This window comes from Edaphosphingomonas fennica (genome assembly GCF_003034225.1).
GTDB lineage: Bacteria > Pseudomonadota > Alphaproteobacteria > Sphingomonadales > Sphingomonadaceae > Sphingomonas_E > Sphingomonas_E fennica.
Map to the genome: position 1 here is coordinate 56,353 of NZ_PHHF01000001.1, position 18,125 is coordinate 74,477.

An 18,125-nucleotide genomic window follows, 5' to 3' on the forward strand; every position below is an offset into this window, starting at 1 on the left:
GGACAAAGAAAAAGGCCCGCGACATCTCTGCCGCAGGCCCCGTTCTTCTTTCCCGATCGTCGCCGGATCAGGCGGCGAGCTTCCTCAGCACGTAGGGCAGGATGCCGCCGTTCAGGAAATAATCGAGCTCGTTGACGGTATCGATCCGGCAGCGCGTCTCGAACGTCTCGGTCGTGCCGTCGGCGCGGGTGAGCTTCACCGTCACCGCCTGGCGCGGGCGGAGGCCGGCGACATTCTCGATCGTGAAGGTCTCGGTGCCGTCCAGCTTCAGCGTCTTCCGATCGACGCCGTCGGCGAACTGGAGCGGCAGCACGCCCATGCCGACGAGGTTCGAACGATGGATGCGTTCGAAGCTTTCGGCGATGACGGCGCGGACGCCCAGCAGGGTCGTTCCCTTGGCCGCCCAGTCGCGCGAGGAGCCGGTGCCATATTCCTTGCCGGCGACGACGACCAGCGGCGTGCCGTCCGCCTTATACTTCATCGCCGCATCGTAGATCGCCATCACGTCGCCGGACGGGATATACTTGGTCATGCCGCCTTCGATGCCGGGGATCATCTCGTTCTTGATGCGGATGTTGGCGAAGGTGCCGCGCATCATCACTTCATGGTTGCCGCGGCGCGCGCCGTAGCTGTTGAAGTCCGCCTTCGAGACCTGATGCTCGAGCAGGTAGCGGCCGGCGGGCGAATCCGCCTTGATCGAACCGGCCGGGCTGATGTGATCGGTGGTGATCGAATCGGCGAAGATGGCGAGCGGGCGGGCATCGCGGATGTCCGTGACCGGCGCCGGCGTCATCGACATGCCTTCGAAATAAGGCGGGTTGGCGACATAGGTGGAGCCGGCCGGCCAGCTATAGGTATCCGAACCCGTCACGTCGATCGCCTGCCAGCGCTGATCGCCGCGGAAGACGTGGGCGTAGCGGCTCTGGAACATGTCGCGATCGATCGCGCCGTCCATCACCGCGCGGATCTCGTCGTTGGTCGGCCAGATGTCCTTCAGATAGACGTCGTTGCCGTCCTTGCCCTTGCCGATCGGGGTGTTCACGAAATCGGTCGTGACCGTGCCCTTCAGCGCATAGGCGACGACGAGCGGCGGCGAGGCGAGGAAGTTCGCCCGCACGTCCGGCGAGACGCGGCCCTCGAAGTTGCGGTTGCCCGACAGCACCGAGGCGGCGACGATATCGTTGCCGTTGATCGCGGCCGAGATCGGCGTGGCCAGCGGGCCGGAATTGCCGATGCAGGTGGTGCAGCCATAGCCGACGAGGTTGAAGCCGATCGCGTCGAGCGATTCCTGCAGCCCCGCCTTCTTGAGATAGTCGGTAACGACCTGGCTGCCGGGGGCGAGCGAGGTCTTGACCCAGGGCTTCGGCTTCAGGCCCTTCTCTACCGCCTTCCTGGCGACGAGGCCGGCGGCGACCAGCACGCTGGGGTTGGAGGTGTTGGTGCAGCTGGTGATCGCGGCGATCACCACGTCGCCGTCGCCGATGTCATGATCGCGGCCCTCGACGGGAACGCGCTTGGCGGCGGCCTTCTTGTAGACGGTCTCGAGGTCGTTGTTGAACACCTCGTCCACCTGGGTCAGCACCACCTTGTCCTGCGGGCGCTTCGGGCCGGCGAGCGACGGCACCACCGTGCCCATGTCCAGCTCGAGCGTGTCGGTGAAGACGGGATCGGCGGCGGCGGGATCGAGCCAGAAGCCCTGCGCCTTGGCATAGGCCTCGGTCAGCGCGATCTGTTCCTCGTCGCGGCCGGTGAGGCGCATATAATCGAGCGTCTTGCCGTCGATCGGGAAGAAGCCGCAGGTCGCGCCATATTCCGGCGCCATGTTGGCGATGGTCGCGCGGTCGGCGAGGCTGAGGGCCGAGACGCCGGGGCCGTAAAATTCGACGAAGCGGCCGACCACGCCCTTGGCGCGCAGCATCTGGGTGACGGTGAGCACGAGATCGGTGGCGGTGATGCCTTCGGACAGCGCGCCGGTGAGCTTGAAGCCGACCACTTCCGGGATCAGCATGGACACCGGCTGGCCGAGCATGGCGGCTTCCGCCTCGATGCCGCCCACGCCCCAGCCGAGCACGCCGAGGCCGTTGATCATCGTGGTGTGGCTGTCGGTGCCGACGCAGGTATCGGGATAAGCGACGGTGGCGCCGTCCGCATCGGCCGAGGTCCACACCGCCTGGGCGATATTCTCAAGGTTCACCTGGTGACAGATGCCGGTGCCCGGCGGCACCACCTTGAAATTGTCGAGCGCCTTGGAACCCCATTTCAGGAATTCATAGCGCTCGCCGTTGCGCTGATATTCCAGCTCGACATTGTCCTCGAACGCCTTGGGCGTGCCGAATTCGTCGACCATCACCGAATGGTCGATCACGAGGTGCACGGGCACCTGCGGGTTGATCTTGGTGGCGTCGGCGCCCAGCGCGTTCATCGCGTCGCGCATCGCGGCCAGATCGACCACGCAGGGCACGCCGGTGAAATCCTGCATCAGCACGCGGGCCGGGCGATACTGGATCTCCCGTTCGGAGGTGCGATCCTTCTGCCAGTCGGCGATCGCCTGGATATCCTCGGCGGTCACGGTCACGCCGTCCTCGAAGCGCAGCAGATTCTCCAGCAGCACCTTCATCGAGAAAGGCAGGCGGGACACGTCGCCGAGCTTCTCGGCCGCCTTCGGGATGGAGTAATAATGGACGGTCTTGCCGCCGACCTGAAGAGTCGTGCGGGTGTTGAGCGTGTCCTGTCCGACGGCGGTCATGGCGCTGTTCCCTATGCTGCGGATGCGAGAGTCCCGGCGCCCTTAGCAGGCCGCATCCGGGGGGGGAAAGCCTGAATCGGGCGAAAGGGCCGGTGCGGACCGGCAGGCCCGCGCAGGAAGCGGTGCGCAGAACGGGCCAATCGCGGCCGATCGGGCCACGGATGCCGCGCGGGGCTTTCCTCCCGGCCGATCGGATGGAAACCTGCCGGCAAACAGAAAGCCCCTTGGGAGATTTGCCGATGAAGTTCGTCCTGTCCGCCGCCTTCGCGCCGGTGCCCGCCTTGCCCGATATCGCCGTCGCCGCCGACGAGGCCGGCTGGGCGATGATCACCATGTCGGATCATGTCGTGAATCCCGAAACGCTGACCGTGCCTTATCCCTATACACCCGATGGCTCGCGGCGCTGGCCCGAATTCACCGACTGGCCGGACCAGATGGTGATGATGGGCGCCTATGCGGCGATCACCAAGCGCATCCGCTTCACCACCAACGCCTTCGTGCTGCCGATGCGCAATCCCTTCCTGGTCGCCAAGGCGGTATCGACCGTGTCGGCCATCTCCAACAACCGGGTGGTGCTGACCTGCGGGGTCGGCTGGTCGAAGGACGAATATGGCCTGCTGGGGCAGGATTTCCACACGCGCGGCAAGCGCGCGGACGAGATGATCGAGATCATGAAGCTGCTGTGGACGGGCGAATATGTCGAATATCACGGCAAATATTACGATTTCCCGCGGATCGAGATGAATCCGAAGCCCGCCGGCCCGGTGCCGATCTGGATCGCCGGCATATCCGATGCCGCGCTGAAGCGCGCGGCGCGCGTGGGCGAAGGCTGGCTGACCGATCTGCAGCCGGCGGCCGAGATATTGGAAAGCATCGCCCGCATCCGCGAGCTGCGCCGCGAATATGGCCGCGATCACCTGCCGTTCGACGTGCTCGCCTCGCCCTCGGACGTGTTCGACGTCGACGGCTACAAGCGGCTGGAGGACCAGGGCATCACCCATATCCTGATGCAGCCCTGGCACCTCTATCATCCCGGAACCCAGGATGTCGGCCAGATGATCGACAGCGTGAAGCGCTACGCCGACGACGTGATCGCGCGCTTCGAATAAGCGCGCGGCCGGGGGGCGGGCCTGACCTGGAGTCGGGCTCAGCCCACCGTCTGCTCGATCGCGCCGAAGATGCTGTGGCCGCGATCGTCCTCGGCCCAGATCCGCACCGTATCGCCCCGCTTCAGGAACGGCGTCGAAGGCGCGCCGTTGAGGATCGTCTCCACCATCCGCACCTCGGCGATGCAGCTATAGCCGCGCCCGCCATCCGCGATCGGCCGGCCGGGGCCGCCATCGGCATCGCGGTTGGAAACGGTGCCCGAACCGATGATGCTGCCGGCGCAGAGGCTGCGCGTCTTGGCGAGATGCGCGATCAGCGTGCCGAAATCGAAGGTCATGTCCTCACCCGCCTGGGTGCGGCCGAAGGGCGCGCCGTTGATGTCGACGTCCAGCCGGCGATGGAGCTTGCCGTCGCGCCATCCGTCCCCCAGCTCGTCCGGCGTCACCAGCACCGGCGACAGCGCGGAGGCCGGCTTCGACTGGACGAAGCCGAAGCCCTTGGCCAGCTCCGCCGGGATCAGGTTGCGCAGCGACACGTCGTTGACGAGGCCGACCAGCCGGATCGCGCCCAGCGCGGTCTCGCGATCGCTGCCCTGCGCGACGTCGCCCGTCACCACCACGATCTCCGCCTCGAGATCGCAGCCCCAGGCCTCGTCCGCCAGCGGGATGGGATCGCGCGGCCCCAGGAAGCCGTCGGACCCGCCCTGATACATCAGCGGATCGGTCCAGAAGCTTTCGGGCAGCTCCGCGCCCCGCGCCTGCCGGACGAGCTGGACATGGTTCACATAGGCCGATCCGTCCGCCCACTGATAGGCGCGCGGCAGCGGGGCCGCCGCCAGCCGTTCGTGGAAGCGCATCATCGGGATCGCCTCATGGGCGAGATCGGTCGCGAGCAGTTCCAACCCGGGCGCGACATTCTCCCAATCGTCCAGCGCGGCCTGCAGCGTCGGCGCGATGTGCGTCGCATCCGCGCACCAGGCGAGATCGCCGCTGACGACCACCAGCCGCCCGTCACGCCCCTGCTTCAGCGATGCCAGCTTCATTCCGCCTCTCCCTGATTCATGTTCCGGCGTTCGTCCTCAGGCTTCATCGGCATCGCCGCGGCCGACGCCGGTATAGCGCAGCCCGGCGCGCAGCGCCTCCTCCGGCGGATAGATATTGCGCAGGTCGACCAGCACGGGCGCGGCCAGCAGGCCGGCGATCCGCTTGAGATCGAGCGCGCGGAAGGCGTTCCATTCGGTGACGATCACCAGCGCGTCGGCGCCGTCCGCCACGGCATAGGGATCCTCGGCGAAATCGACATTGGGCAGCAGCGGCCTTGCCTGCTCATGCCCTTCGGGATCGAAGGCGCGCACCCTGGCGCCGGCATCCTCCAGCGTCTGGATCAGCGAGAGGGACGGCGCGTCGCGCATGTCGTCGGTATTGGGCTTGAAGGTGAGGCCGAGCACGCCGACGGTGCGGCCACGCACGTCGCCGCCCATCGCCTTGATGACCTTGCGGCCCATCGCCCGCTTGCGCGCGTCGTTCACCTTCACCGTGGCCTCGACGATGCGCAGCGGCGTCTCATGATCGTCCGCCGTCTTGAGCAGCGCCAGCGTATCCTTGGGGAAGCAGGACCCGCCATAGCCGGGGCCGGCGTGGAGGAACTTGGCGCCGATGCGGTTGTCGAGCCCGATGCCGCGCGCCACCTGCTGCACGTCGGCGCCGGCGACCTCGCAAAGGTCGGCGATCTCGTTGATGAAGGTGATCTTCACCGCCAGGAAGGCGTTGGCGGCATATTTGATCAGCTCGGACGTCCGCCGGCCGACGAACAGCAGCGGCGCCTGGTTCAAATAAAGCGGGCGGTAGATTTCCTGCATCACCGCGCGGGCGGGCTCGTCCTCCAGGCCGATGACGATGCGATCCGGCCGCTTGAAATCCTCGATCGCCGCACCTTCGCGCAGGAATTCCGGGTTGGAGACGACATAGGCCTCCGCATCGGGCGCCACCTCGCGGATGATGCGCTCCACCTCGTCGCCGGTGCCGACCGGCACGGTCGATTTGGTGACGACCACGGTCGGCCCGGTGATCGCGGCCGCGATCTCGCGCGTGGCGGCGAAGACGTAGGAGAGATCGGCATGCCCGTCGCCCCGGCGCGAGGGCGTGCCGACGGCGATGAACACCGCGTCCGCCCCGGCGACGGCGGAGGCGAGATCGGTGGTGAAGGACAGCCGCCCCGCGCGGACATTGCCGGCGACCAGCGCATCGAGCCCAGGCTCGTAGATCGGGATTCCGCCCGCCTCGAGCGCCGCGATCTTGCCGGCATCCTTGTCGACGCAGATGACGTCATGACCGAAATCGGCAAAGCAGGCCCCGGACACCAGCCCGACATAGCCGGTGCCGATCATTGCGATACGCATGGTGGGCTATTTCCCCTTGTAAGCGGTTGCCGGCCATCGGCTAGCATCGACCATGCCGCGCCGCAACCGGAGCCCCATGAGCGGAGGCCGGCCATCGCCGGGCCGCACCGGATACGGGCCGGCAGGGGCGGCGGCGGATGCCCGGCCAGCCGCTGCCGGACACCCGCGCCGTTCATTCCTGCGACGTCAGCCCGCCGCCCAGCGCGACATAGAGCGAGACGAGATTGGCCAGTTCCGCCCGGCGGAGCTGGATCAGGCTCTGCTCGGCGGAGAACAGGTTACGCTCGGCATCGAGCACCTCGATATATTGCGCGACGCCATTGTCGTAACGCGACCGCGCCAGCTCGGCGAGACGCCGCTGGGCGTTGGCCGCGCGTTCCTGCGCGGCGACCTGATCGGCCAGCCAGCGGCGCCCGGCCAGCGCGTCCGCCACCTCGCGGAAGGCGGTCTGCACCGTCTTTTCATAGGTGGCCACCGCGATGTTCTCGCGCGCGACGGCGACGCTGAGATTGCCCTTGGTGGCGCCCCAGTCGAAGATCGGCAGGCGGATGCTGGGGCCGAAGCTCCAGGTCGTGCCGCCATCCTTGAACAGGCCGTCGAGCTGGTTGGAGGCGAAGCCCGCCGATCCCGTCAGGCTGATCGTCGGGAAGAAGGCGGCGCGGGCCGCGCCGACATTGGCGCGCGCGGCGCGAAGCTGCTCCTCGGCCGCCAATATGTCCGGCCGGTTGTTGAGCAGGTCGGACGGCAGGCCCGGCCCGATATCGCGGATGATGCCCTGCCGCGCCATCGGCAGCGGATCGGGCAGATCGTCCGGGATCGGCCGGCCGACCAGCACGTAGGAATAGTTGCGGGTCTGGGCGCGGGCCAGCCGCAGATTGGCAAGCTCCGTCTCCGCCTGGGTCAGCAGCGTTTCCGCCTGGCGATAATCGAGCGCGGAGGTGACGCCGGCATCGAGGCGGAGCTTGGCGATGCGAAGCCCCTCCTGCCGGCTGCTCACCGTCTGCTCGGCCAGCGCGATCCGCTCCGCCTGCTCGCGCGCCTGGAGATAATTGACCGCGACGTCGCGGATCAGCGACAGGCGGAAGGCCCGCTCGGCCGCGACCGTCGACAGGTAGGTGGAACGCGCGGCCTCCGACAGATTGGCCACCCGACCCCAGAAATCGAGCTCGAACGAGGCCACGCCGACGCCGATATCGTAGCGGTTGAGCGTCTCCGGCCCGCCGACGGTGCCGCCGCCCGGCAAGTTGAACTGGCCGTTGTTGGTGCGGCTGCGGGTGAAGCCGCCGTCCAGCGCGATTTCCGGCAGGCGCGCGGAATTCTGGATGCGATATTGGCCGCGCGCCTCGGCGATCCGTTCCACCGAGATGCGCAGATCGCGATTATTGTCCAGCGCCATCTGGATCACCGCCTGGAGGCGGGGATCGGTGAAGAAATCCTTCCAGCCGATCTCCGTCGCCTTCCGCATGCCTGCCTCGGGCTGATATTCGGGCGGATAGAGCGGCGCCGCGGCGAAGGGCGGCCGGCTATGCTCGGGCGCGAAGGAACAGCCGGCCAGCACCGTCGCGGCCAGCAGCGGGAGGAGAATGCGCTTAGCCATGCGCCGTCTCCCCGCCATCGGGGCCGTGCGACACACCGGGCGCATGCGGCGCCTTGCGCGTCAGCCAGCGGCGCACCGCCAGATAGAAAAGCGGGATGAAGAAGATGCCGAGCAGGGTCGCCGCGATCATGCCGCCCATCACGCCCGTGCCCACCGCCCGGCGGCTGGCAGCGCCGGCGCCGGTGGAGATGAACAGGGGCACCATGCCGAGGATGAAGGCGAGCGACGTCATGATGATCGGCCGCAGGCGCAGCTTCACCGCATCCATCGTCGCATCGAACACGGATCGGCCTTCCGCCTCGCGCTCGATCGCGAACTCGACGATCAGGATCGCGTTCTTCGCCGCCAGCCCGATGATCGAGATCAGCCCGACGTTGAAATAGACGTCCGCCGAAAGCCCGCGCATCATCGAGAAGAACACCGCCCCCAGCACGCCCAGCGGCACCACCAGCAGCACCGCCACCGGCACCGACCAGCTTTCGTAGAGCGCGGCCAGCAGCAGGAAGACGACAATCAGCGAAAGGCCGAGCAGCGCGCCGACCTGGCCCGCCGACTGGCGTTCCTCATAGGAGGTGCCGGTCCATTCGAAGTCGAAGCCGTCGGGAAGCTGCTGCGCCAGCCGCTCCATCTCGTCCATCGCCTCGCCCGACGAGCGGCCCGGCGCCGCCTGGCCCGAGATCGTCATCGCCGGATAGCCGTTATAGCGCTGGAGCTGCGGCGAACCCGAGGTCCATTGCGCGGTGGTGAAGGCGCCGAACGGCACCATCTGCCCCTGCGTGTTGCGCACGCGCAGGTTCAGCACGTCCTCCGGCGTCATGCGCGATCGCGCGTCCGCCTGCAGCATCACCTTCAGGATGCGGCCGTCATAGGCGAAGTCGTTGGCATAAGCCGATCCGAACGCGATCGAGAGCGTCGCGTTGACGTCGCCGATCGAGAGGTTGAGCGCGCGCGCCTTGACGCGATCGATCTCCACCTTGAGCTGCGGCGCATCCTCCTGCCCTTCCGGGCGGACGCCGGTGAGGATCGGGCTCTGGCTGGCGAGGCCCAGCATCATGTTGCGCGCCTCGACCAGCTTGTCATGCCCCAGCGCGCCGCGATCCTGCAGCATGAAGGTGAAGCCGCTGGCATTGCCCAGCTCGCGGATCGGCGGCGGGTTGATCGTGAAGATCATCGCCTGCTTGATCTGCATGAGCGCGCCGAACGCGCGGCCGACAAAGGCCTCGATGCCGTTCTCCTGGCCCTTGCGGTCCTTCCAGTCCTTCAGCACGACGAACATCATCGCCGCGTTCTGGCCCTGGCCGAAGAAGCTGAAGCCCCGGATCAGCACATAGCGGTCGATCTGCGGCTGCTCGGCATAATAATCCTTCATCTGCCGGATGGCTTCCTCGGTCCGCTCCAGGGTCGCGCCCGGCGGCGCCTGGACGATCGAGATGGCATAGCCCTGGTCCTCGTTCGGCAGGAAGCTGCTCGGCAGGCGCAGGAAGAGGAGCGCCGTCAGGCCGACCAGCGCCACGAACACCGTCAGCCAGCGCAGCGGGCGGGACATGATCTTGCCCACCCGGCCCTGATAGGCATCGGTCGTGCGGCCGAACCAGCCGTTGAACCGGTTGAAGAAGGCCTGGAGCCAGGGGAAGCGCGATTTCGCCTCGGGATCGTGCGGCTTCAGCATCGTCGCGCAGAGCGCAGGCGTGAGCGTGAGCGCCAGCAGCGCCGAAAAGGCGATCGACACGACCAGCGTGATCGAGAACTGGCGGTAGATGCCGCCCGTCGATCCGGGGAAGAAGGCCATCGGCACGAACACGGCGATCAGCACCAGCGTGATGCCGATGATGGCGGTGGTGATCTGGCCCATCGCCTTCACCGTCGCGTCGCGCGGGCTCAGATGCTCCTCGCTCATGATGCGCTCGACATTCTCGATCACGACGATGGCGTCGTCGACGAGGATGCCGATGGCCAGCACCATGCCGAACAGGGTGAGCACGTTGATCGAGAAGCCGAACAGCCAGAGGCCCAGGCAGGCGCCCGCGAGTGCGATCGGCACCACCAGCGTCGGGATCAGCGTGGCCCGCAGATTCTGGAGGAAGAGGAACATGACGAGGAAGACGAGCACCATCGCCTCGCCCAGCGTCTTCACCACTTCCTCGACCGAGATGGTGATGAAGGGCGTGGTGTCATAGGGCACGGACCAGGTGATGTCCGGCGGGAAGCCGCGCGCCAGCTCCTCCATCCGCCCGCGCGCGCACGCCCTCGGCGGTCGACAGCGCGTTGGCGCCCGGCACGGTCTGCACGGCGATGCCCGCCATCGGCCGGCCCGAAAGCTCCGTGCCGATGCCATAGCTCGCCGCCCCCAGCTCCACCTTGGCCACGTCGCCCAGCCGGATCGTCGATCCGTCCGGATTGGCGCGCAGGATGATGTTGCGGAACTGGTCCGCATTGGTGAAGCGGTTCTGGGTGATGATGGTGGCGTTCAGCTCCGCGCCCTTGGCGATCGGCTGGTCGCCGAGCTGGCCGCCGGCCGTCTGGCTGTTCTGCTCCTGCACCGCGGCGAGCGCCTCGGCCGCCGACATGCTGTAGCCGGCGAGCTTGTCGGGATCGAGCCAGACGCGCATCGCATATTCGGAACCCAGCAGGCGCAGGTCGCCCACGCCGGGCACGCGGCGCAGCTCGTCGATCACCTTGGCGGAGGCGACGTTGCCGAGCGCGAGGCTGTCGGTCGTCCCGCTCTTCGACGAGATGGCGACGATCATCAGGAAGCCGGAACCGGCCTTGTTCACCTGGATGCCCTGACGCCGCACCTCTTCGGGCAGGCGCTGCTCCACGCGGCGCAGGCGGTTGTTCACCTCCATTTGCGCGACGTCGAGATCGGTGCCCGAACGGAAGGTGACGGTGATCGTCGCCGTGCCGTTCGATTGGCTGTTCGAGAGCATGTAGAGGAAGCCCTCGACGCCGTTCAGCTCCTGCTCGATCACCTGGGTGACGTTGGTGGAGAGCGTCTCCGCGTCCGCGCCCGGATAGGTGACGCTGACGGTGAGCGAGGGCGGCGCCACGCTCGGATATTGCTCGATCGGCAGGTTGCGCAGCGCCAGCACGCCGGCGAGCGCGATGCCGAGGGCGATCACCCAGGCGAAGACCGGGCGGTCGATGAAGAAGCGGGCGAACATGCGATCAGCCGGCCACGGGCGTGGCGGGCTTGGCGGCCGGCTTCGCGCCGGGCTTGGCCGGCGGCGTCACCGTTACCGGCTGGCCGGGGCGCACCTTCTGCAGGCCGCTCACGATCACCCGGTCGCCGGGCTTCAGGCCTTCGTTGATTACCCAGGAATCGCCCTGCAGGCTGCCGAGCTTCACCGGCCGCGCCACCGCGACATTGTTCGCGCCGACGATCATCACATTGGCCCCCTGCTGGGTGACCTGCACCGCCCGTTGCGGCACCATGATGCCGCTGGGATTCACGCCCGCCTCCACCCGCGCGCGGACGAACTGGCCCGGCAGCAGGATGCGCTGGCGATTGGGGAATTCCGCGCGGAGCGAAACCGTGCCGGTCGATTCGTCGACCGCCATGTCGAGGAAGTCGAGATGCCCGGCCGGGCCATAGGGGCTGCCGTCCTCGAGGATCAGCGTCACGCGCACGCGATCGAGATTGTCCGCCTTGATCGCGCCGGTCGACATCTTGCGCCGGATCTGGAGCAGCTCGTTGCTGGACTGGGAAAAGTTCACATAGACGGGATCGAGCTGCTCGACCGTCGTCATCAGCGTCGCCGACGTCGCGCTGACCAGCGCGCCTTCCGTCACCTGCGCGCGGCCCGCCCGGCCCGATATGGGCGACGTGACCAGCGTGTAGTTGAGATCGAGCTTGGCGCGATCGAGCGCGGCGCGCGCCGAATTCACATCCGCCTCGGCCTGGCGGGCCTGGGCGACGGCGGCGTCATATTCCTGGTTGCTGATCGCCTGCTGCTTCACCAGCGGTGCATAGCGGCCGACCACCGCGCGGGTGTTGGCGGCCCCGGCCTCGGCCCGCGAAAGCGCGGCGGCCGCCGAATTATAGGCCGCCTGGTTCTGGCGCGGATCGATGCGGAACAGCGGCTGATCGGCGCGGACGTCGGTGCCTTCCTCATAGAGGCGGCGCTCGACGATGCCGTCGACGCGCGCACGCACCTCGGCGGTGCGCACCGCCTGGACGCGGCCCGGCAGCTCGATCACGTCGACCACGGCGGTGGGCGCGACGGTGACAACGTCCACCGGCGGCGGCGGCGGCGCCTGTTGCGGCTGTCCGCCGCAGGCCGAAAGGAAGGCAAGCCCTGCCAGCGCGGCAGCAAGCCGCGGCGTTTCCCCTGTGACAGCGCGCATGCGCACCAACGCTCCCTTGCAACTGGGACCGATTTCGAAAACCGGCCATACATGGTTGCGCAAACCGGCCCATAAGTCGATTGCGCTTGTGATTTTTCCGTAATGTAGGATACACTACAGGTCAAGCGGATGATGCGATGCAAAAATCCAGGCGGGAATCAGGGGAGATAATGCGCGCCACCACGACCGGTTCCGAAGCGAAGGGAGAATCCGAACGGCGCGAACGCCGGCGCCAGGCGATGATCGATGCAGCGCGCGCGCTGTTCGTGGAGCGCGGCTATGACGCCGTCAGCCTGTCGGAGATCGTCAAGCGCTCCGGCGGGTCGCTGGCGACGCTCTATGAGCTGTTCGAAAACAAGCACGGCCTTTTGACCGCGATCGTCGCCAGCGAGGATTTCCAGACCCACGAGCGGATCGACGAGGTGGTGGCGCGCGGCGGTTCGCCGGCGAAGGTGCTCGCGGAGATCGCCGGGATCATCGTCGACGGCTTTTCCGATCCGGAGAAGATCGGCCTCGTCCGCATCGTCATGGGCGAGTCATTGCGCGACCAGGCCTTTGCCGAAATGATGGTGCGGGCCGCGCACCAGCCGGCGGTGGAACGGCTCGCCAGCCTGTTCCGGACCTGGCACGAAAGCGGCAAGGCGGTTATCCCCGATCCGATCGTGACTGTGCACCTGTTCTTCGGCCTCGTGACCCACAGTTCCCACATGCGCGCGCTGTTCGGCGATTCATCGGTCGTCACCGACCTGCCCGCGCGCGACCGGCTGATCCGCGAGGCGACGGCATTGTTCGTCAATCATTACCGCATCCAGGACGACGAGCCGGCATGACGGGCGAGCTGGCCCCGGCCATTCCGGCGGCGACGCTGGTGCTGATGCGCGAATGCGGCGGCGCTGCGCCCGAGCTGCTGATGATCGAGCGCGCCGGCACCATGGCGTTCGCCGCGGGCGCGCTGGTCTTCCCCGGCGGCCGGATCGATCCCGGCGACGCGGCGCTGGCCGCCAATGCCGCCGTGGTGGGCGAAAGCCCGCCCGAGGATGCCGCCGCCCGGATCGCCGCGATTCGCGAGACGATCGAGGAAGTGGGCATCGCCATCGGCATCCGGCCCGCGCCCGAACCCTCGGCGATCGCGGCGTTGCGCGCGGCGCTGGCGGAAGGCGGCGATTTCGGCGCCCTGCTGGCCGCCGGCGGCTGGCGGCTGGATCTCGACGCGCTGACGGCCTTCGCCCGCTGGCGGCCCAATTTCAAGGAAACCCGGCTGTTCGATACCCGCTTCTATCTGGCGGCCGCTCCCGTCGATGCGACGCCGGCCGCCGATGGCGGCGAAAGCATCCATGCCCTGTGGATCGGCGCGGCCGATGCGCTGGCCGGGGCGTTGGACGGGCGGTTCCGGGTGATCTTCCCCACCCGGCGCAACCTGGAAAGGCTCGCTTTGTTCGACGGCATCGACGCGGCCATTGCCCATGCGGCGCGCTTCACGGTCGAGATGGTGACGCCCTGGGTCGAGGATCGCGGCGGCACGCAATATCTCTGCATCCGCGACGACCAGGGCTATCCGGTCACCGCCGTGCCCCTGGCGGACGAGCTGCGCGGCTGAACACGGGACCTATCGCCCCAAAGCAGGCGGCCCCGCCATCCACCTGGGGATGACGGGGCCGCTTTTTCGCATGTCGAAAGCGGGGCCGGATCAGGCCTCGGCGCCGGCGGCCTCCGCACGGGGGCGGCGGGTGCGGCGCTTGGGCTTCTCCTCGGTATCCGTCGGAGCCTCGGCGGGCTCGCTCGCCAGCGAGAGCGAGGGCGGCAGCCGGTCCATGTCGATGCGCTCGGCGGTTTCCGCCGGCGCGGCGGCCTCGGTCCGCCGGGGACGGCCACGGCGACGCGGCGCTTCGGCCTCGGCGGCTTCCGGGGCGGCCGCAACGGCATCCTCGCCCTGCTCCGCTTCGTCGCGCGGCGCGCGATCCTCACGGGGGCGGCGATCCTCGCGGGCCATCCGCTCCTCGCGCGGCGCGCGATCCTCGCGGAAGCTCCGCTCCTCGCGCGGGCGCGGCTCGCGACGCTCGCGACGCTCGCGATAATTGCGCTCGCCGCCGTCATTGCCACCGCGTTCCTCGCGCTCGCCGCCGGCAACGGCCTCGTCCTCGCCTTCCTCGTCCTCGAAGTCGGCATTGTCGAAGCGGTCGCGGCGCTGCTGCTCCTCGAAGCGCGGCCGGTTCTCGCTCAGCACGCGGAAATAATGGTCCGCGAACTGGAGATAATATTCGGTCATGACCCGATCGCCCTGGGTCTGGGCATCCCGCGCGAGGGTCTTGTACTTCTCATGAAGCTGGGCCGCGTTGCCGCGCGCGCGATTATCAATCCGGTTGCCGCCCTGGCCGTTGCCGCCATTCTGCCGGGGCGCGCCGCCGCGTCCACGGCGGCGACCGTTCTGACGATTGTTGATCAACGTTTCGCTGCCTTCGTCACTGGTGGTCGTTCGTCGCCACTCCCAATCCGGGCCCGCCCCGGACCTTACGGATTTCCGCCCCTTGAGGATGCGCCAAGGCAGGTGCGGTGCCGAATGGCCACGCAACCGCCTATCGCAGAACCGGCACCGCCAAATAGCGGATATCGCGGCAAAGCCATCGGGGGTCGGCGGGGGTTCTTACAGCCAGATGCTTGACGAAACCCCCAGTCCTGAGGCCGATGTAGTGGCTCACCGGGGGGATTCCAAGCGGAAATATGTTTCGCCTGCCTAGGAGGCTTCCGCCGCGACGATTATGCAACGGTCCCGCCCGCCGAGATCGCGACGAACCGTTGGAACGGCTCCTTCGGCCGCGAGGAGAGCGGATACCACCGCCGCCTGCCGATGCCCGATCTCGATCGCCGCCATTCCGCCCGGCGCGATCAGGCGCGGAATGGCGGGCGCCAGCCGGCGATAGTCGTCCAGGCCGTCGGCGCCCGCGAACAGCGCCCCGTGCGGCTCATGCTCCATGACGTCGCGGGCAAGCGCGGCATCGCTTTCCACATAAGGCGGGTTGCACAGCAGCAGATCGAACCGGCCGAGCGCATCCGCCCAGCCCGCCCTGGTCCAGTCGCCTTCGGCAAAGCGTGCCCTGGCGCCCATGCCGAGGCGCCCGGCATTGGCGGCGGCGACCGCGAGCGCGGCGGGCGATCGATCGATCCCCAGCCCCAGCGCCTCCGGCCACTCCGCCAGCGCCGCCAGCAGCAGCGCGCCCGATCCCGTGCCGAGATCGATCACCGATGCCGGCGCCCGGCCGGCCCGCGCGAAATGATCGACCGCCGCCTCGATCAGCGTCTCGCTGTCCGGCCGGGGGATCAGCACGGCAGGCGTGACGCCCAGATCGATCGTCCAGAAGGCGCGCGTGCCGGTGATATAGGCCACTGGCTCGCCCGCTTCCCGCCGCGCGACCAGATCGGCGAAGGCGGGCGGCGCGGGATCGTCCAGCGCGGCCAACAGCATCGCATCGCGCGACCGGCCCAGCGCATGGGCCATCAGCAGCTCGGCATCGAGCCGGGGCGTGGCGCTGACGGGTTCGAGGCGGCGGGCGGCGGCGGCCAGCGCCGCGCGCACCGTTTCAGGCGGCATCGAGATTGGCGAGCCGCGCCGCCTCGTCCTCCGCGATCAGGGCCGAGATCAGCTCGTCAAGGCCGGGGCCTTCCAATATCTCCGCCAGCCGGTGCAGCGTCAGGTTGATCCGGTGATCGGTCACGCGGCCTTGCGGGAAATTATAGGTGCGGATGCGTTCGGAACGGTCGCCCGATCCCACCATCGCCTTGCGCTCGCCGGCGCGCGCGCTGGCCAGCCGCTCGCGCTCCTGCTCGTAGAGCCGGGTGCGGAGCACCTTGAGCGCCTTGGCCTTGTTCTTGTGCTGCGATTTTTCGTCCTGCTGGATCACCACCAGCCCGGACGGGATATGGGTGATCCGCACCGCCGAATCGGTGGTGTTGACCGATTGGCCGCCCGGCCCGGAGGAACGATAGACGTCGATCCGAAGATCCTTGTCGTCGATCTGGAGGTCCACCTCCTCCGCCTCCGGCAGCACCGCGACGGTGGCGGCGGAGGTATGGATGCGGCCGCCGCTTTCGGTGGCGGGCACGCGCTGGACGCGATGGACGCCGCTTTCGAACTTCAGCCGCGCGAACACGCCCGCGCCGGTGACGGAGGCGACGACCTCCTTATAGCCGCCAAGCTCGGCCGGGCTGGCGGAGATCAGCTCCACCTTCCAGCCATGATCCTCGGCATAGCGCTGATACATGCGGAACAGATCGCCCGCGAACAGCGCCGCCTCGTCCCCGCCGGTGCCGGCGCGGATTTCCAGCATCGCCGCGCGCTCGTCCGCCGCGTCGCGCGGCAGCAGGCGGAGCGCGAGCTGGCGTTCGGCATCGGGCAGGCGGGCGCGGATGGAGGCCGCCTCGTCCTGCGCCATGTCGCGTATCTCGGCATCCGATTCGGGATCGTCGATCATGTGCGCGAGGTTGGCGAGCTCCGCGCGCAGCCGGCGCACCTCGCCGGCGGCCACAGCCACCGGCTCCAGCTCGGCATATTCCTTGGATACGGCGACGAAGCGATCGGCGGAAAGATCGCCGCGGGCCATCATCGCCTGCAGTTCATCGCGCCGGGCCTCGATCTGCGCGATCCGCGCGGGGGGAATCGAAACCATCAGCCAGCGAGCGCCCCGGCCAGCGCGTCGATCGGAACCGGCCGCTGCGTGCCGTCCGCCAGCGTCTTCACCGCCGCCTCGCAGCGCGCCAGCTCGTCATCGCCCAGGATCACGGCATAGCGCGCACCCCAGGCATCGGCCTTCTGCATCCGCTTCTTCATATTGCCGCGATAGGCCATGTCGCAGGCGATGCCGGCGCGGCGCAGCCTGGCGATGATGCCGGCGGCGGCGGCCTCGGCGGCCTCGCCCAGCGGCACGATGGCGACATCCACCGTCTGCGGCGCGGGCTGGTCGATCAGCATCGCCAGCCGCTCGATCCCGGCGGCCCAGCCGACGGCCGGCGTGTGCGGGCCGCCCAGCGCCTCGATCAGCCCGTCATAGCGGCCGCCGCCCAGCACCGTGCCCTGCGCGCCCAGCCTGTCGGTCACGAACTCGAAGGCGGTGTGGCGATAATAATCGAGGCCGCGCACCAGCGCGCCGTTGCGGACATAGGCGACGCCCGCCGCATCCAGCCCGTTGCGCACCGTATCGAAGAAGGCGCCCGCTTCGGCGGAAAGATAATCGTCGATCACCGGCGCGGCATCGGCCACCGGGCGATCGCGCTTGTCCTTCGAATCGAGGATGCGCAGCGGATTCTTGGCCAGCCGCTCCACGCTTTCTTCCGACAACGCATCGCGATGCGCCTCGAAATGCTTCACCAGCGCGGCGCGCCAGGCCTCGCGGGTTGCCGCATCGCCCAGCGTGTTGAGCTGGAGGGTGACGCCGTCGGACACGCCCAGCTCGCGCAGCAGCTGATCGGCGAACACCAGCAACTCCACGTCCGCCGCCGGCTCGCCCGCGCCGATCACCTCGGCATCGAGCTGGTGGAACTGGCGGAAACGCCCCTTCTGCGGGCGTTCGTAGCGGAACAGCGGGCCGTGCGTCGCCACCTTGAGCGGCGCGTGCTGCTGCCAGCCGTTGGTGAGGTAGGCGCGCGCGATGCCGGCGGTGAATTCCGGCCGGAGCGTGAGCGAATCGCCGCCGCGATCCTCGAACGTATACATCTCCTTCGAGACGACGTCGGTGGTTTCGCCGAGCGAGCGGGCGAAGACGGCCGTCGCCTCGAACACCGGCACCTCGACCCGGCCGAAGCCGTAGAGCCGGCGGACGCGATCGAAGGTTTCGACGACGCGGGCGAAGCGCAGCGCTTCCTCGCCGAGCATGTCCTGGGTGCCGCGAACGGCTTGGGGAGTGACGACCTTGGCCATGGGATGCGGCCCTAGAGCAACTTCC

At 68.3% G+C, this 18,125-nt stretch carries 12 protein-coding genes and 1 pseudogene; 3 read left to right on the forward strand and 10 right to left on the reverse strand.

Going from position 1 to position 18,125, the window contains the following annotated elements; all coding sequences use genetic code 11:
* Positions 1 to 67: 67 nt before the first annotated feature.
* Entirely contained in the window at positions 68 to 2,746 is a 2,679-nt protein-coding gene (gene acnA / locus CV103_RS00215; protein WP_107393569.1) for an aconitate hydratase AcnA, read from the reverse strand.
* A 239-nt stretch (positions 2,747 to 2,985) separates the two neighbouring features.
* On the opposite strand from acnA, the gene CV103_RS00220 reads away from it, so the two are divergent.
* Positions 2,986 to 3,855: an LLM class F420-dependent oxidoreductase gene (locus CV103_RS00220; RefSeq protein WP_015458857.1), complete on the forward strand. Its 870-nt coding sequence runs from the start codon at positions 2,986 to 2,988 to the stop codon at positions 3,853 to 3,855.
* A gap of 38 nt (positions 3,856 to 3,893) precedes the next feature.
* Here CV103_RS00220 and CV103_RS00225 read toward each other — a convergent pair whose 3' ends face one another.
* The 5 genes and pseudogenes from CV103_RS00225 to CV103_RS00245 all read right to left on the reverse strand — a co-directional run bounded on the left by CV103_RS00225 (position 3,894) and on the right by CV103_RS00245 (position 12,192).
* Positions 3,894 to 4,895, reverse strand: a complete 1,002-nt coding sequence (locus CV103_RS00225) for a fumarylacetoacetate hydrolase family protein (RefSeq protein WP_070931705.1) — start codon at positions 4,893 to 4,895, stop codon at positions 3,894 to 3,896.
* 36 nt (positions 4,896 to 4,931) lie between these two features.
* Entirely contained in the window at positions 4,932 to 6,251 is a 1,320-nt protein-coding gene (locus CV103_RS00230) for a UDP-glucose dehydrogenase family protein (RefSeq protein ID WP_070931703.1), read from the reverse strand.
* Between the two features lie 172 nt (positions 6,252 to 6,423).
* A complete protein-coding gene (locus tag CV103_RS00235) occupies positions 6,424 to 7,848 on the reverse strand; it encodes an efflux transporter outer membrane subunit (RefSeq protein ID WP_015458854.1) in 1,425 nt (474 codons plus the stop codon).
* Positions 7,841 to 11,009: pseudogene (locus CV103_RS00240) on the reverse strand (efflux RND transporter permease subunit). Before CV103_RS00240 ends, CV103_RS00235 begins: the two are co-directional and overlap by 8 nt.
* A gap of 4 nt (positions 11,010 to 11,013) precedes the next feature.
* Positions 11,014 to 12,192 carry an efflux RND transporter periplasmic adaptor subunit gene (locus CV103_RS00245; RefSeq protein WP_070931701.1) on the reverse strand — a complete coding sequence of 393 codons (1,179 nt, stop codon included), beginning with the start codon at positions 12,190 to 12,192 and terminating at the stop codon, positions 11,014 to 11,016.
* A 170-nt stretch (positions 12,193 to 12,362) separates the two neighbouring features.
* Between CV103_RS00245 and CV103_RS00250 the strand changes: the two genes are divergently transcribed.
* The gene (locus tag CV103_RS00250) at positions 12,363 to 13,022 is read left to right on the forward strand and encodes a TetR/AcrR family transcriptional regulator (protein WP_015458851.1); all 660 of its coding nucleotides are present in this window, start codon (positions 12,363 to 12,365) and stop codon (positions 13,020 to 13,022) included.
* Positions 13,019 to 13,789 carry an NUDIX hydrolase gene (locus tag CV103_RS00255; RefSeq protein WP_107393570.1) on the forward strand — a complete coding sequence of 257 codons (771 nt, stop codon included), beginning with the start codon at positions 13,019 to 13,021 and terminating at the stop codon, positions 13,787 to 13,789. The genes CV103_RS00250 and CV103_RS00255 overlap by 4 nt, the downstream gene beginning before the upstream one ends.
* A 90-nt stretch (positions 13,790 to 13,879) precedes the next feature.
* On the opposite strand, the gene CV103_RS00260 is transcribed toward CV103_RS00255, so the two are convergent.
* The 4 genes from CV103_RS00260 to hisS all read right to left on the reverse strand — a co-directional run bounded on the left by CV103_RS00260 (position 13,880) and on the right by hisS (position 18,100).
* Positions 13,880 to 14,635: a DUF4167 domain-containing protein gene (locus tag CV103_RS00260; RefSeq protein WP_107393571.1), complete on the reverse strand. Its 756-nt coding sequence runs from the start codon at positions 14,633 to 14,635 to the stop codon at positions 13,880 to 13,882.
* A gap of 288 nt (positions 14,636 to 14,923) precedes the next feature.
* Positions 14,924 to 15,778, reverse strand: coding sequence for a peptide chain release factor N(5)-glutamine methyltransferase (gene prmC / locus CV103_RS00265; protein ID WP_107393572.1), 855 nt, complete (start codon positions 15,776 to 15,778; stop codon positions 14,924 to 14,926).
* Positions 15,768 to 16,853 (reverse strand): peptide chain release factor 1, encoded by a 1,086-nt coding sequence (prfA, locus tag CV103_RS00270; protein ID WP_107393573.1) that lies wholly within the window; start codon positions 16,851 to 16,853, stop codon positions 15,768 to 15,770. Before prfA ends, prmC begins: the two co-directional genes overlap by 11 nt.
* Positions 16,853 to 18,100, reverse strand: a complete 1,248-nt coding sequence (gene hisS, locus CV103_RS00275; RefSeq protein WP_107393574.1) for a histidine--tRNA ligase — start codon at positions 18,098 to 18,100, stop codon at positions 16,853 to 16,855. The genes prfA and hisS overlap by 1 nt, the downstream gene beginning before the upstream one ends.
* Between the last annotated feature and the right edge of the window lie 25 nt (positions 18,101 to 18,125).

Bases quoted from the DNA above. Each gene is read 5' to 3' on its own strand.
- acnA (WP_107393569.1), bottom strand. From the start codon at position 2,746: ATGACCGCCGTCGGACAGGACACGCTCAACACCCGCACGACTCTTCAG.
- CV103_RS00220 (WP_015458857.1), top strand. From the start codon at position 2,986: ATGAAGTTCGTCCTGTCCGCCGCCTTCGCGCCGGTGCCCGCCTTGCCC.
- CV103_RS00225 (WP_070931705.1), bottom strand. From the start codon at position 4,895: ATGAAGCTGGCATCGCTGAAGCAGGGGCGTGACGGGCGGCTGGTGGTC.
- CV103_RS00230 (WP_070931703.1), bottom strand. From the start codon at position 6,251: ATGCGTATCGCAATGATCGGCACCGGCTATGTCGGGCTGGTGTCCGGG.
- CV103_RS00235 (WP_015458854.1), bottom strand. From the start codon at position 7,848: ATGGCTAAGCGCATTCTCCTCCCGCTGCTGGCCGCGACGGTGCTGGCC.
- CV103_RS00245 (WP_070931701.1), bottom strand. From the start codon at position 12,192: ATGCGCGCTGTCACAGGGGAAACGCCGCGGCTTGCTGCCGCGCTGGCA.
- CV103_RS00250 (WP_015458851.1), top strand. From the start codon at position 12,363: ATGCGCGCCACCACGACCGGTTCCGAAGCGAAGGGAGAATCCGAACGG.
- CV103_RS00255 (WP_107393570.1), top strand. From the start codon at position 13,019: ATGACGGGCGAGCTGGCCCCGGCCATTCCGGCGGCGACGCTGGTGCTG.
- prmC (WP_107393572.1), bottom strand. From the start codon at position 15,778: ATGCCGCCTGAAACGGTGCGCGCGGCGCTGGCCGCCGCCGCCCGCCGC.
- prfA (WP_107393573.1), bottom strand. From the start codon at position 16,853: ATGGTTTCGATTCCCCCCGCGCGGATCGCGCAGATCGAGGCCCGGCGC.
- hisS (WP_107393574.1), bottom strand. From the start codon at position 18,100: ATGGCCAAGGTCGTCACTCCCCAAGCCGTTCGCGGCACCCAGGACATG.